Source organism: Shinella sp. GW821-FHT11G07, from assembly GCF_058808115.1.
The window spans coordinates 151,156-165,853 of the sequence record NZ_JBXARJ010000015.1 but is presented as its reverse complement, the minus strand read 5'-3'; the positions used below and the strand labels follow the sequence as shown (position 1 = coordinate 165,853).

Below are 14,698 nucleotides of genomic sequence, written 5' to 3'. Positions count from 1 at the left end.
CTCACTTCACGGTGCGCAGCTTGGCGCGGTCGATGGTGAGCGCGATGGCGACGATCAGCACGATGCCGAAGACGATCTGCTGGCGTGTCGCGTCGATCTCGAAATAGAGCATCGATGCGCGGATGACGGCGACGATAAGCGTGCCGATCACCGTATTGACCACGCCACCGACCCCACCCGTCAGCGGCGTACCGCCGACAAGAACGGCAACGATGGCCGGTAGCAGGAAGCCATTGGCAATCGTCGGCGCACCACCCGAAAGCTTTACCGCGAAGAGCAGGCCAGCAATGGCGGCGAGCGCACCGGAAATCGCAAAGGCGAGGATCTTGTAGCGCGCGACGTTGAGGCCGGAGGCGGCGGCGGCAAGCTCGCCGGCGCCGACAGCCTTCAAGGCACGGCCGAGCGTCGTCCGTCGTTCGATGAACAGGCAAATCGCGACGAGCACGGCGGCGATCAGCAGCTCATGCGGCACGCCCCAGGTGCGACCGATCATCCAGCCAAAAGTCTCGTTGCGCTGCGTCGCATCCATGTTGAGCGCCCGCTGGCCGGAAAGCCATTGCGCGATCGAGAAGGCGACGCCGCCGACGGCGAGCGTCGAGATGAAGGACGGCACGAAAAGGCGCGTTGTGACATAGCCGGAGAGCATGCCAAGCAGGAAGCCTGCGAGTACGCAGAGCACGGCGACCCACGCCCCCATCGACGCAAGATAGACCGAGGCGACGACCGTCACCATGTTCGCCATGGACTGGGCCGAAAGGTCGATGCCGCCGATATAGATGGCGAAGGTGAGCCCGAGCGCCATGATGAACAGCGGCACGATATCGCCAGCGATGCCGAGCAAGTTCGAAGGGCGCAGGAAGCCCGGATCGTTGATGCCGACGATCGCGACGAGCACGGCGAGCGTGATCCAGGGCAGGTGCGGTTTAAGGCGCTGAATATCCATCTTGTCCCTCAGATCATGTAGTGCAGCAGGTCGAAGGGCGTGGGCTTGGCGCCCGGTTCGCAGGCAAATTCTTTCTGCATGCGCCCGTCCTTGACGACGATGATGGTGTGCGAGAGGCCGATCGCCTCTTCCAGCGTATCGGCGACGAGCACGATGCCGACGCCCGCCGCGCTCATCGCGCGGATCATGTCGTAGACGTCTTCCTTCGCGCCTATGTCGAGGCCGCGTGTCGGGTGGTCGAGAAGCATGATATCGGAGCCGCCAGAACGCCATTTGGCGAGCACGACCTTTTGCTGGTTGCCGCCCGAGAGATTGCCGCAATCGGCAAATTCCGAATGCGCCTTGATCGAGAGTTTCTTGATCCAGTCGCGCGCTAGCGCCCGCTCTTCGGCGACGCGCAGGACACCATTGCTGGAATGGTTCTTCATCTGCGAGAGCGTCATGTTCTCGTAGACATTCATGCCGGCGACGATGCCTTCGATCTTGCGCTCGCGCGGCACATAGCCGACGCCGCTGGCGACCGACTGGCGCGGCGAATAGCCGTTCGCATCCACGCCCTTGATCTTGAGGTGGCCGGTCACCGGCGTCAGCATGCCGTAGATCGTGCGCAGGATCGCCTCGCGGCCGGATCCTTCCGTGCCGACGAGACACAGAACTTCGCCAGCGTGCACCTTGAACGAAATGTCCTCGATGCGGCCTGGCAGGCCGACGCCCGCCATCTCGACCAGCACTTTCGAACGATCGAATGGCGTCTGCAGGTGCTCGCGATAATATTGCTTGTCGACGTTGCGGCCGACCATCTTGTGCTGGATCGCTTCCGCCGTCGCGCTACCGCGCTCGACCACGTCGACCACCTCGCCGTCCTTCATGACGTAGATGCGGTCAGACAGCTCCATCACCTCGTCCATGCGGTGCGAGACGAAGATGAAGGACGCGCGGGTCGTCAGTTCGCGGACGAGCTTGAAGAGCAGTTGCACCTCGTCCTTGGACAGAACGGAGGTCGGCTCGTCGAGCAGGATGACGAGATCGCCCTTCACTCGCTCCTCCAACGTCAGAACCTTGGCGAGTTCGACAAGCTGGCGCTGAACGAAGGACAGTTTCGACGTTACGGTTGCCGGGTCGATATCGAGTTTCACCTTGGCGAGCTGCGCCTTGGCGGCATTGGCCATAGCCTTCCAGTCGACGACGCCGAAGCGCACGAACTGGCGCTCGTAGCCAAGGAAGATGTTTTCCATGACGGTGAGGTTGGGGATCAGGGACTGCTCCTGAAACACCATCCCGATACCCTTTTCCATCGCCTGGCGCGGATTGGAAAAGCGAACGGCTGAGCCGTTGATGAGAACCTGACCGCCATCCGGCTGGTAGGCGCCGTAGATGACCTTCATCAGGGTGGATTTGCCGGCGCCGTTCTCCCCCACAAGCCCGACGATCTCGCCGCGCTTGATGTGGAAATTGATGGATTTCAGCGCGTGGACGCCGGGGAATTTCTTGTCGACGGATTTCAGCTCGTACATGGTGCGCCTCACTTCACGAAGGAAACCATCTTGCGGTCGGTGGACAGCACCACCGCAAGAATGACGAGGAGCCCGAGCACACCATCCTGGAGGAAATCGGGCAGGCCGATAACGACCATGCCGTTGTCGATGACATTGACGATCAGTACGCCGACAAGCGCGTTCCACACACCACCGATGCCGCCCCAGAGTGCCACGCCACCAACGACCACGGACGTGATGGAGACGAACATGAAGTTCGCGCCCGTCACGGACTCCGCCTGCCCGATGCGGGCGACGACGAGGATCGCAGCGATGGCGTAGAAGACGCCGGCAAGTGCAAAGCCGGTGACGCGCACACGGGTGACGTTTAGGCCCGACGCATGGGCTAGATCCTCACCGCCGCCGACAGCGTAGAAATTGCGGCCGAGCGTCGTGTGGGTCTGAATGAACCAGCCGATGAAGAGAAAGAAGGCGGCGATGTAGATCATCAGTGGGAAGCCGAGCCAGCGCACGGTGAGCAGGCCACGGAAGATGGGGTCGCTGACCTTCACGATGTCGCCGCCAGTGAGCAGGATCGCCGCACCCGTGCCGACGAAGCCCATGGCGAGGCTCGCCATGAAGGACGGGATCTTCAGTTTCACATGCACCAGCCCGTTCAAAAGCCCGATCAGGCCACCGAGGACGAGAACCAGCGGGATGGCGACCCAGCCAAAACCTGCGAGCGATCCGCCCAGTTGGGCGAAAATGAAGGCGAACGAGACCGCCGTGAGCGAAACCGTTCCTTCCATGGAAAGGTCGATCGATCCCATGACGATGATGAAGGTGACGCCGACGGCGACCATGAGCGCGGGGGCTGCCGCCATCGCGATACGGGCAAAGTTCCGCAACGAAAAGAAGGTCGGGTTGAGCGCAGTGAAAAAGATCACCAGCGCAATCAGCACCAGAAGAGGCGCCCATTTGATCAAGGTTTCGCGCGATAGGCGACGTGTCACGTCAGACACCCCTCTAATGAGATTTCGCAGGAGATGTGGCGGCAGCGCATGCGGCTGCCGCCGTGCCTATGGTCAGGACCTGTACTGGATCTGGCCGTTCGACGGCCCCCAGAAATCCTTCCAGTCGTAGGTCGGCACGGTATCAAGGTACTTCGCCTTGAATTCCGCCGCGTCCTTGGCGGTGACGAGGACCGTCGGACCGTAGAATTCGCGGTGCTCTTTCGGCTCCTCGGAAGGTTTGAAAGTACCGATGGCAGCATGGTAGGCAAGCGCCGCACTGATACCGCCGCCCCAATGCGGATTGGTGAAGACGGTGGCGAGAAGCTGGCCGTCCATGACCATCTGCACGGCTTCCGGATTGCCGTCATAGGCAACGATCGGCATGTCCTCGATGCCCTCGGCGCGCAGCGCCTCGATCACGCCATAGGCGATGTTGTCGTTGGCGCAATGCACGCCCTTGATCTTGTCGCCATAGCGCGTGAGGAAGGACGACATCAGGGCCGCGCCCTTCTGGGTGTCCCAGTCCGCCGGCTGTGCATCGAGCAGTTCGATCTTCGGGAAATCCTTCAGCGCGTTCTTCAGGCCGGCAAGGCGCTCGACGGCCGGGTTGTTGGCCGCGATACCACCGAGATGGACCACACCGCCTTCGCCACCCATGGCTTCGAAGAGGATGCGGGCAGTCCGTTCCGCCGGCTTCTCGTCCGACCAGGTCATGTGCGAGACGTAGTTGTCGCCGAAATCCCACGGATGCAGGTCGTCGGTCTTGTTCCAGATCGTCGAAATATAGGCGCCGGCGGCCTGAACGGCCTCGACGACCGGACGGGCATTCGGGCTGTCATTGGGATCGCAGGCGATGGCGCAATTGCCGTTGTTCTTGGCAAGGAAGGCCTTGATGTCGGCCAGCGACTTTTCGGTCGAGCCTTCGTTGATGAGGCTGACCAGTGCGCTCTTCGGCTTGCCGAGCGATTCCACGAAGGCCTCGCCTCCCGAAACAACCGAGTTCCAGTAGGCCGATGCACGATCGCGATAGCTCCAGGCAATCGCCGGATCCGTCAATGCTGCTGCAGCAGTGCCACGGCCAAGCAGGCCGGGTGCCGCGACGGCGCCGAGGCCGGCGGCGGTCGCAAACAAAAAGTTGCGACGGCTGAGCGTCTCCCGCTCGATGAAATCCTTGATAAAGGTCGACATTGGTTCCTCCCAAATCCCCGATTGAAACGCTTCCCGCGTTACCGCTGGCCCGGCCGCCGACAAGGGAACCCTGCCTTCGGGTGAGACGCTCCAGCGTGCCTCTCACGCCATTTAACGCACTAACTAGTTACTTCTTTCAATCTACCCAAGTCAAGCGTTTTTCAGTAGGATCACAACAGGCAATCGCACCGCCTGGCTTTGACGGACGGCGATGCGTGCGTGTATGAGTTGCAGGCAAGACATCCCGACCGCGGCAGAGGACAGGTTCAAGACATGACCGGCGAACAGACAGAAAAACCGGGACGCAAGCCCCGCATCCGCGACGCCGAAGCCACCAAGGCGCGCATCCTCGACGCTGCTAAAAAAGAATTTGCGAAGAATGGTTTAGGCGGCGCGCGGGTGGATGATATTGCCGAGAAGGCCAAGGCCAACAAGCGCATGATCTACCACTATTTCGAGAGCAAGGAAGGGCTGTTCCAGACCGTTCTGGAAGACGCCTATCTCGACATCCGCAGCGCCGAGCAGAAGCTGCATCTGGAAGATCTCGACCCGACGGCAGCGCTCGAAAAACTGGTGCGATTCACCTGGGAATATTATCTGAAGAACCCGGAATTCCTGACACTCGTCAACAGCGAGAACCTGCATCGCGCCAAACATCTCAAGAAATCGGAGATCATCAAGGTCTCCAGCCGCAAGCTCGTCAACATGGTTTCGAGCATCCTCGAGCGCGGCGTGAAGGCCGGTGTGTTCCGCAAGGACGTCGATCCAGTGCAGCTCAACATCACGATTGCCGCCGTCGGCTACTACTACCTGACGAACCGTTTTACCGGTACGATCATTTACGAGCGCGACCTGATGGCCAAGGACGCACTGGAGCAGCGCATCCAGTTCAACATCGAAACGATCACGCGGCTCGTCACCGTTTGACATGACCTGCCGACAAAACACGCCATGAAGCGAAAGGGAATCAAGGAAGTCGCCGCGGCTGCCGGTGTATCGGTCGCAACGGCCTCGCATGTGTTGTCGGGAACCGGACGGCCATCCGCGGAGACGCGCAAGCGCGTGCTTGGGATCGCCGACGAACTTGGCTTCATCCGCGACGCTTCGGCGGCGCGCCTGCGTACCGGCAAGTCCAATCTCGTCGGCGTCATACTCAACAACATCGTCAATCCGTTCTTCAGCGAGCTCGTCGCTTCGCTGGAAGCGACGGTCTACGAGGCCGGCGGCCTGACGCTTTTGGCGACCGCCCAGAACGACCTCGTGCGGCAGGAGCAACTTCTGGCGTCCATGGTCGCACAGGGCGTCGGCAGTGTTATTCTCTCCCCCGTTCATGGCAGTACGGCAGACGATCTTGCGCCCGTTCTCGCGCATGGCCTTCCACTTGTCGTCTGCGTCCGCGATGTTGTCGGCAGCCGGGTCGCATTCGTCGGCGTTGACGATGAAAAGTCCGGCTACCTCGCAGCCGAGTGTCTGCTGGCAGCGGGGCACCGCTCGATGGTCTTCATCGGCGGCTACCCGCATACCACCACCTGGGACGGCCGCTGCGCCGGCATCCGCCGGGCGCTCGCAGAAGGTGGCCTGCCGGAGGCGGCGTGCCGGATGATGCCGGGCCTTATGCATCCCGACTTTGCCGAGGAGAAGATGCTCTCCCTGGCATCACAAGGCACGCTGCCGAATGCGGTGATCTGCTTCAATGACGATCAGGCCTCGGGCGCCTATCGGGCGTCCCGCAAGCTCGGCATGACGGTCGGACGCGACATTTCCATCGTCGCCTTCGACAATATTCCGCAGGGTCGGATCCTCTACCCAGAGCTGACCACGGTAGATATCCAGCCGGCCCTCATCGGCCGGACCTCGGCGGAATTCGCCCTCCGCAAGGCTTCGCCGAATGACGGCCCGGCTCCACGCCGCACGCTTGAGCCGGCGCTCGTACGCCGCGCATCGGTCATCTCCACCTGAATTTTATATTCGCCTGCGCTTTCCCCTTGACTACGGGCGGCGTTTGGTTAATCGTTTCAAGTAACGGACTAGTTACATACTAAAGGCGCACGATGGAGACCGATTACATTATCGTCGGTGGCGGTTCGGCCGGTTGCGTGATTGCCGCACGGCTGACGGAAGATGCCGGTGCGTCGGTCCTCCTGCTGGAGGCCGGCGGGCGCGATCGGTCCGTGCTATTCCATTGGCCGGCCGGCTTCGCCAAGATGACCAAGGGCATCGCCAGTTGGGGCTGGTCCACCGTGCCGCAAAGGCACCTGCAAGATCGCGTGCTCTGGTTTACCCAGGCAAAGGTGATCGGCGGCGGATCGAGCATCAACGCGCAGATCTATACCCGCGGCAACCGCCGAGACTATGATGCCTGGGCCGATGAGTGTGATTGCCCCGGCTGGGCCTATCGCGACGTCCTGCCCTACTTCAGGCGCGCCGAAGGAAACGAGCGGTTTTCCGAGCCCTTCCACGGCACGGAGGGACCGCTCGGCGTCTCGATGCCGCGCGCAACGCTGCCGATCTGCGAGGCCTTCGTCCGCGCCGGACAGCAATGGGGCATGCCCTACAATCCCGATTTCAACGGGCGCCAACAGGCCGGCGTTGGCTTCTACCAGCTGACGCAACGGGATGTCCGCCGCTCCTCCGTGGCCGGAACCTATCTTCGTGAAGCCGAGCCACGCGAGAACCTGACGGTCGAGACCGGAGCACAGGTGCGGCGCATTCTCGTTGCCGGAGGCCGGGCAACCGGCGTGGAGATGATGGACGGAACCGTCCGTCATGCCCGCCGCGAGGTCATCCTGACGTCCGGCGCCATCGGCACTCCCCGCCTTCTGATGCTGTCTGGCATCGGGCCTGCCGACCATCTTCGCGCCGTCGGCGTCGAGGTCCTGCATGACCTGCCGGGCGTTGGCGAGAATCTGCAGGACCATATCGATATCTGCGTGCTGGCCGAATGTACCGGTCCGCATTCCTATGACGGTGTGCTACGGCCAGACCGGATGATCGCCGCCGGCCTGCAATATCTCGCCTTGAAATCCGGCCCTGTGGCCTCTTCCCTCTTCGAGACGGGTGGCTTCTGGTATGCCGACCCCGATGCCGCCTGGCCGGATATGCAGTTCCATCTCGGGCAGGGTTCCGGCATCGAAAAAGGCATCGCCACGATCAATGGCTGGGGTATTACCCTCAACTCCGCCCTCATGCGCCCCCGATCGCGCGGCACCGTGCGCCTTGCCTCTTCCGACCCTGTCGCAGCCCCCTTGATCGATCCGAACTACTGGTCCGATCCCTATGATCGTGAGATGTCGCTGCGCGGCGTGGAGATGGCGCGCGAGATTTTGCGCCAGCCGGCACTGCGCCCCTATCTGCGCCACGAAGTGTTGCCGGGCAACAGCGTGACGGACCGCGAAACGCTGTTCGACTATGCCTGCCGCATGGCCAAGACCGATCATCACCCCGTCGGCACCTGCCGCATGGGTACGGACGAATTGGCGGTGGTCGACCCCGAACTGCATGTGCGGGGCATTGCTGGTCTCAGGATCTGCGACGCCTCGATCATGCCGCGCATCAACTCGTCGAACACCAATGCCCCGACGATCATGATCGGGGAAAAGGCGAGCGATCTCATTCGCGGCCTGCCACCCCTGCCCGCAACGGACCTTTCGGAGGAGCGCGACCGCGAGCGGGAACTGGCCTGATTTTTCTGAACAATGGGAGGACTTCATGAAAGTCTATGGAATGCAGCATGTGGGCTTCACGGTGCCCGATCTCGACGAAGCCGTCGCGTTTTTCACGAAGCTGTTCGGCGCGGTCGAATGCCTGTCCACCGGCCTCGTCGATGTCGATGATGCGTATATGCGCCGCCGCCTCGGCGTGCCGGGCAACACGCGCATCGAGGACATCAGGGTGCTTCGCATCGGCAACGGCAGCAATCTCGAAATCTTCAAATATTCCGGTGACGCCGATCCGAACGCACCCCTCAAGCGCAACAGCCAGTCTGGCGGCTATCACCTCGCCTTTCAGGTGGATGACTGCAATGCGGCCGCTGACCGGCTTCGCGCGGAAGGCGTCGCGGTGCTCGACGGACCGACCTATGTCGATGGCGGCCCCATGGAAGGTCTGACCTGGTGCTACCTGAAAGCGCCTTGGGGCCAGTTCCTCGAGATCGTCAGCATGGATGGACCCTTGGCTGCAGAACGGGCGGGCGGTCCCGCACAGTGGTCGCCCCACAATTAATCGATATCGCAGCATGCGGCCCCGTACCGCATGGCGTTTCATCAGATGCTGAAACGTTTCAATCGCGGGATCTCAGAGGAGGAGAAAATGGGAAAAATGCGAATTTTGGCATATGCGACGGCTCTTTGCATGGCGACCGCAGGTTCGGCCATGGCGGAAAAACCGTTCGAAGGTGTCGAGCTGAAAATGCTTGGCATCGGCGACACGTCGGTCACGCGCCTTGCCCCGATCGTGGGGGAATTCGAGGCGCTCACCGGCGCGAAGGTGCAGATCGACATGCTCCCCTATCCAGGGCTCGTCGACAAGATCATCATCGAGGCGAGCTCCGGCTCACCCTCCTATCAGTTGCTCTGGGTCGATAGCCCTTGGGTCGGCATGCTCGGCGAAGCCGGCGCCCTCGTCGATCTTACGGATCTTGCCAAGCGCGACGCAGCGGAAATCAAGCTCGACGATATCATCCCCATCCAGTTGCAGGAAAACACCTGGCAGGGCCAGCTTCTTGCCTTCCCGGCCTCCGGCATGACCTGGCTCAACCAGTATCGTGCCGACCTGTTCGAAAACGCCGAGGAGCAGGCGGCGTTCAAGGCGAAATACGGCTATGATCTCGCGGCCCCGACGACCTGGGACCAATATCACGACATCGCAGAATTCTTCACCCGCAAGAAAGGCACGAACGCGGGCGGCAAGCCGCTCGAAAACGACCTCTACGGCGCCAGCCAGTCCTATAGCCGCGTGCAGGGCGCCATCACACACGACTACTTCCCGTTCATGCGCTCGTTCGGCGGCGACTATTGGGATCCGGCGACCGGCCTTTGCGCCATGACGGGCGAGCCGCATATCAAGGCGGCCGAATACATGAAATCGCTGATCCCCTTCAACCCGCCGGACTATCTCGGCCTGATGTGGGATATCCAGTCCGGCTACATGGAGCGGGGTGAGGCCGCGCAGGCCGCCTACTGGTCGGTGCGGTCGGTGCGCCTCACCAACCCCGCCGAAGCCAAGCTTGCGGAAATCGGCAAGGCCGGCTTTGCTGCAAACCCGACGGACGGCGGCAAGCCGGAACCGACCTATACCGGCGCGCTCTCCTTCGCAATCAACGCCAAGGTCTCGGACAAGGAAAAGGAAGCCGCCTGGGCCTTCATCAAGTGGTCGACGAGTGAAGACCTGATGCGGCGCTTCGCCACTGAAGGCAACGGTGTCAGCCAGTTCCGCAAGGCGATCCTCGCCGATCCGGAACTGCAGCAGAAGTACCCCTATTACAAGGTCCTGCTCGACAGCCAGGTGAACGCCAAGCGCCGCATTTTCCATCCGTTCTACCAGGATGTCGAAGAGACCTTCGGTGTCGAGCTGAACAAGTTCATGGCCGGGGACACTGCGACCGCTGAAGAAGCCCTGACCACGGCCTGCAACGCAGTCAATTCACGCCTGAAGATGTTCCCGCTGGATATGCGCCTGCGCTGGATCGACGACGTGCCTGCAAAGGTCCTTGCGGACTGACGCACACGTTCGCCGCGCCGCCCCTGCCTCCCAGGGGCGGCGCTCCCCAACGCCGGAGCTCCTTCATGGCCTATCAAGCAACGCGCAACACGCGCATCTTCCTTGTTTTCCTGCTGCCCGTCATCGCCGTCCTGTTTCTCACGACGATCTACCCGATGCTCTATGCCGGCTGGTTGTCGTTTCGAAACTACGACCTCGCAAAACCCTTCATCCCGCGTATCTTCGTCGGCTGGGCAAACTATGCCGAGATCCTGTCATCTGGCACCTTCCTGCATGCCTTGATCACGACACTGAAGCTGATGGTGATGACGCTCTCCATACAGCTCGTGCTCGGTGTCGGCATCGCGCTTCTCGTCACGCAGCGCCTGCCCGGCATGGGCGTCGCGCGCACGCTTCTCTTGATACCGATGATGATCTCGCCGGTCATCGTGGGCCTGGTCTGGCTGTTCCTCTATTTTCCGGAACTCGGCTACCTCAACTATTTCCTCAGCCTTGTCGGCATTCCGGCGGTCGGCTGGATCACCACGACCAAATGGGCGCTGTGGGCGATCGCCATCGCCGACATCTGGCAATGGACGCCCTTCATCATGATGGGCACGGCCGCCGCGCTGCATTCGCTATCGCCCGAGCCCTATGAGGCGGCCATGATCGACGGCAACTCACGGTGGGACATATTCTGGCGCGTGACGCTGCCGCAGCTGAAGCCTGTCCTGATCAGCCTGATGTTCCTTCGCGCGATCGATGCCTTCAAGATCTACGACATCATCTTCGTGCTGACGAAGGGAGGCCCTGGCGATTCCACGGAGGTGCTCTCCATGTTCATCTACCGGGAATCCTTCACCTTCTGGCGCATGGGCATGGGGGCAGCCGCCTCCTTCGTCTCGCTCGCCATCATCACGGTTCTCGTCACCTTCTTCTTCAAGTCGCTGAACCGCGACCGCGCAGCGGTGGAGTAGTCCCATGAACAAGCTTTCGACCCGTCAGGCGATCTTCATCTATCTGCTGCTCGCGGTGGTTCTGATCGTCTTCCTGACGCCGATCTATCTCGTTGCGTCCTCCTCGGTGAAACCGGCACCGATCATGTTCCAGAAGCCGCCGGCCTTCCTTTTCACGCCGACATGGGAGCACTATCACGTGCTCTTCACGGAGCGCCCGTTCCTGAAGTTCATCGGCAACAGCCTGATCGTCGCCCTCGGCTCCACGGCGATCAGCCTCGTGTTCGGCTCGCTTGCCGCCTATGCGATCAGCCGCATCCGGCACAGGCGCATGAACGACGTCGCCTTCTGGATCCTGTCGCTGCGCATGTTTCCGCCGATCACGGTGGTCGTGCCCTACTACATCATCTTCAAGACCGCCGGCCTGCTCGATACGCCGCTCGCGCTGATCATCGTCTATTCCACCGCCAACATCCCGTTGGTCGTCTGGCTGATGAAGGGCTTCTTCGATGAAGTGCCCACCGCCCTCGAAGAGGCGGCGATGGTCGATGGCTATGGCATCCTCGAAATCTTCTGGCGGGTGACGTTGCCGCTCGCAGCACCCGGCCTCGCGGTCTCGGCAGTGTTCTGCTTCATCTTCTCGTGGAACGAATTCCTCTTCGCCCTTATGCTGACGGGTTCCAAGGCGCAAACCGCCACCGTCGCCGTCATGTCCTTCTGGTCGTCGGATGCCGTCCAGTGGGGCCGCATCATGGCGGGTTCCTTCATCATCCTCATTCCCGGCGTCGTCTTCGTGCTGACCTGCCAGCGTTGGCTGGTCCGTGGCCTGACGATGGGCTCAGTCAAGTAAGGAGAGACGCATGTCGTCCATTGCACTGGAAAAAGTGGTCAAGCGCTACGGCGCATTCGAAGTGGTCCACGGCATCGACCTCACTATCGAGAAGGGCGAATTCGTCGTGCTCCTCGGCCCGTCGGGCTGCGGCAAGACCACGACGCTCCGCATGGTTGCCGGGCTGGAGGACGTCTCCGGCGGGAAGCTTTCGATCGGCGGGCGGGTGGTCAACGATGTCGCGCCCAAGGATCGCGGCATCGCGATGGTGTTCCAGAACTACGCGCTCTATCCGCACATGACCGTGCGGCAGAACATGGAGTTCGCTCTGCGCCCATTGAAGCTCGCTCCCAGCGAAGTCGATCGCCGCGTCCGCGAGAGCGCCGCCATTCTCGGCCTCGACGCTCTTTTGGCGCGCAAACCATCCGCTTTGTCGGGTGGCCAGCGCCAGCGCGTGGCGATGGGCCGGGCGATGGTGCGCACGCCGGATGTCTTCCTGTTCGACGAGCCTCTGTCGAACCTCGACGCCAAATTGCGCACGCAGGTGCGCTGGGAGATCGGCAAGCTGCACAAGCGGCTCGGCACCACCGTCCTCTATGTCACCCACGACCAGGTGGAGGCCATGACGCTGGCCGACAAGATCGTCATCATGCGCGACGGTCATGTCGAGCAGGTGGGCAGCCCCGAGGATGTCTATACCCGGCCCGCCAACACCTTCGTCGCGACCTTCATCGGCAGCCCCGCTATGAACCTCGTTCCCGCGCGCCTGATGGGCGGAAAGCTGCAAGCCGAGGCCTTCACGCTTCCCTTGCCCGACCGCTTCGCTGGCCGGGCGAGTGAGGGACAGGCCCTGCTGATCGGCATACGGCCGTCGGACGTCACGCTGACGAAGGCGGATGTACCGGGCACGCTGCGTGCGACGGTCGAAGTGACCGAATATCTCGGCGACGACGCGCTCCTCGACCTCCGCGTCGGCCCGCATGAACTGATCGCTCAGGTTCCTGCGGCAAACCGGCCGGCGAATGACGCGTCGGTCCATGTCACCTTCAATACGGCCGCGCTGCATCTCTTCGATGCGGCGAGCGGCGACACGCTCCTCTCCTGAAAGACCCGCTCATGCCTATGGAAATCATCATTCCCGCACGCCAGAGCTTCCAGCTTCAGGCCTACGAAGACCAGCCGCTGCAACGTGGCGAGATCCGCGGCCGAACGCTCTGTACGCTGATCAGCCAGGGCACCGAAATCGGCTGGGCCAACGGCGATACCTTTCCGATACGACCGGGCTATGCCGCCGTTTTCGAGGTCGAAGAGATCGGCGAAGACGTCAAAGACGTGAAGCGTGGCGAACGGCGCTTTGCGATGGGCTACCATCGATCGAGCCAGACGCACGCGGCCGAAAACACCTTGCCGCTACCCGCAGGCATGGCGCCCGAAACAGCCGTCATCGCGCGCCTGATGGGCGTGTCGATGACCACGTTGATGACGACCAAGGCACGCCCGGGCGATCACGTCGTCATATCCGGCGCCGGCCCCGTCGGTTTCCTCGCGGCCCATCTGTTCCGGATCGGTGGTTACCGTGTCACGGTGGTCGACCCCGACGCCCTCAGACGGGACCAGCTCGCTCAAAGCGGCATCACGGATACGCGCGCGGCCATGCCGCTCGATGATCCTGATCTCCAAGGCAAGGTCGCACTGGTGGTCGATTGCTCCGGCCATGAGGGTGCAGTGCTGGATGGCTGCCGCATCGTCCGCCGCATGGGTGAAGTCGTTCTCGTCGGCGTTCCCTGGCGGAGATATACCGATCTGACGGCCCATGACGTGCTCAACACCGTATTTTTCAACCACGTCACGCTCCGCTCGGGCTGGGAATGGGAGCTTCCCATGCACGACCGCAGTTTCCTGTGGGACGAACTGCTGGAAGGCTACAACAACGCGCCGCACTCGATTTTCGGCGGCTTCAACCGCGCCCTCACCTGGCTCGCGGAAGGCCTGATTCCACTCGATGGACTGATGCATCAGGCAACACCAAAAGAACCAGCAGCACTCTACGCAGATATCCTCGCCCGCAGAATCACCGAGCCGTTTATTGTCTTGAAATGGATGTGAAAGCCGGGTGGGCCGTTCTGAAGGGATTTGCACCTACGACCCTGTCGTTACAAAAGCCCGATGTCTGAAAATTCTCGTAGAGGATATCGCGATTAGCTTTGATGCAATTGCATATTTGGGGCCGACAGCAGACCGTCTGCTGCAAGAACACGCAACGCGAAAAGCGGGCATCTTGGTGTTCGGCGCCAAGGTCACGCTTCGGTCCCAATGCGGCCAATTCTCGAATGCCGTGTGCTGCACCACATCCGAGGCCTCTATCAGCAATGTCCTCTCCGAGAAGAACGATGCTGGCTACGCCCGCTTCCCGCGATGTCAAAAATGGACGGTGAAAATCGCTGTCTGGCGCGCTAAGAAATGCATGAATTTCTTAGCGCGCGCTGCGTGAGAAGCGGAATGCCGAGGCCGATCTCGCGTCAGGCGCGCGCGACACGGGCTAACCTATTGTGTTTACCCACATCACGAATGGTCATCTGACCATTCCGGATTTCGTT

14 protein-coding genes are annotated in these 14,698 nt (G+C 61.7%); 10 read left to right on the top strand and 4 right to left on the bottom strand.

What is annotated here, in order from left to right; translation table 11 throughout:
* Position 1 precedes the first annotated feature (1 nt).
* From AC1RT2_RS25550 to AC1RT2_RS25535, 4 genes are all read right to left on the bottom strand, one after another.
* A complete protein-coding gene (locus tag AC1RT2_RS25550; RefSeq protein ID WP_438754236.1) occupies positions 2-943 on the bottom strand; it encodes an ABC transporter permease in 942 nt (313 codons plus the stop codon).
* 8 nt (positions 944-951) lie between these two features.
* Entirely contained in the window at positions 952-2,457 is a 1,506-nt protein-coding gene (locus AC1RT2_RS25545) for a sugar ABC transporter ATP-binding protein (protein ID WP_493106481.1), read from the bottom strand.
* 8 nt (positions 2,458-2,465) lie between these two features.
* Positions 2,466-3,431, bottom strand: coding sequence for an ABC transporter permease (locus AC1RT2_RS25540; RefSeq protein WP_493106479.1), 966 nt, complete (start codon positions 3,429-3,431; stop codon positions 2,466-2,468).
* Positions 3,432-3,503: 72 nt separating this feature from the next.
* Entirely contained in the window at positions 3,504-4,619 is a 1,116-nt protein-coding gene (locus AC1RT2_RS25535) for a sugar ABC transporter substrate-binding protein (RefSeq protein ID WP_493106477.1), read from the bottom strand.
* 273 nt (positions 4,620-4,892) lie between these two features.
* On the opposite strand from AC1RT2_RS25535, the gene AC1RT2_RS25530 reads away from it, so the two are divergent.
* From AC1RT2_RS25530 to AC1RT2_RS25485, 10 genes are all read left to right on the top strand, one after another.
* Positions 4,893-5,546 (top strand): TetR/AcrR family transcriptional regulator, encoded by a 654-nt coding sequence (locus AC1RT2_RS25530; RefSeq protein WP_493106475.1) that lies wholly within the window; start codon positions 4,893-4,895, stop codon positions 5,544-5,546.
* A 24-nt stretch (positions 5,547-5,570) separates the two neighbouring features.
* Complete coding sequence (locus AC1RT2_RS25525) at positions 5,571-6,578, top strand: LacI family DNA-binding transcriptional regulator (protein WP_493106473.1); 1,008 nt, start codon at positions 5,571-5,573, stop codon at positions 6,576-6,578.
* Positions 6,579-6,670: 92 nt separating this feature from the next.
* Entirely contained in the window at positions 6,671-8,302 is a 1,632-nt protein-coding gene (locus AC1RT2_RS25520; protein ID WP_493106471.1) for a GMC family oxidoreductase, read from the top strand.
* A gap of 25 nt (positions 8,303-8,327) precedes the next feature.
* Complete coding sequence (locus AC1RT2_RS25515; RefSeq protein ID WP_493106469.1) at positions 8,328-8,840, top strand: VOC family protein; 513 nt, start codon at positions 8,328-8,330, stop codon at positions 8,838-8,840.
* Positions 8,841-8,936: 96 nt separating this feature from the next.
* Complete coding sequence (locus tag AC1RT2_RS25510) at positions 8,937-10,337, top strand: ABC transporter substrate-binding protein (protein WP_493106467.1); 1,401 nt, start codon at positions 8,937-8,939, stop codon at positions 10,335-10,337.
* 65 nt (positions 10,338-10,402) lie between these two features.
* Positions 10,403-11,293: a carbohydrate ABC transporter permease gene (locus AC1RT2_RS25505; RefSeq protein WP_493106465.1), complete on the top strand. Its 891-nt coding sequence runs from the start codon at positions 10,403-10,405 to the stop codon at positions 11,291-11,293.
* A 4-nt stretch (positions 11,294-11,297) separates the two neighbouring features.
* The gene (locus AC1RT2_RS25500; protein WP_493106463.1) at positions 11,298-12,122 is read left to right on the top strand and encodes a carbohydrate ABC transporter permease; all 825 of its coding nucleotides are present in this window, start codon (positions 11,298-11,300) and stop codon (positions 12,120-12,122) included.
* A 10-nt stretch (positions 12,123-12,132) separates the two neighbouring features.
* On the top strand, positions 12,133-13,206 hold the full coding sequence (locus AC1RT2_RS25495; protein ID WP_493106461.1) for an ABC transporter ATP-binding protein: 1,074 nt from the start codon (positions 12,133-12,135) through the stop codon (positions 13,204-13,206).
* An 11-nt stretch (positions 13,207-13,217) separates the two neighbouring features.
* Complete coding sequence (locus AC1RT2_RS25490; protein ID WP_493106459.1) at positions 13,218-14,207, top strand: zinc-binding dehydrogenase; 990 nt, start codon at positions 13,218-13,220, stop codon at positions 14,205-14,207.
* 7 nt (positions 14,208-14,214) lie between these two features.
* Positions 14,215-14,592, top strand: coding sequence for a hypothetical protein (locus tag AC1RT2_RS25485; protein WP_493106457.1), 378 nt, complete (start codon positions 14,215-14,217; stop codon positions 14,590-14,592).
* The last annotated feature ends 106 nt before the right edge of the window (positions 14,593-14,698 follow it).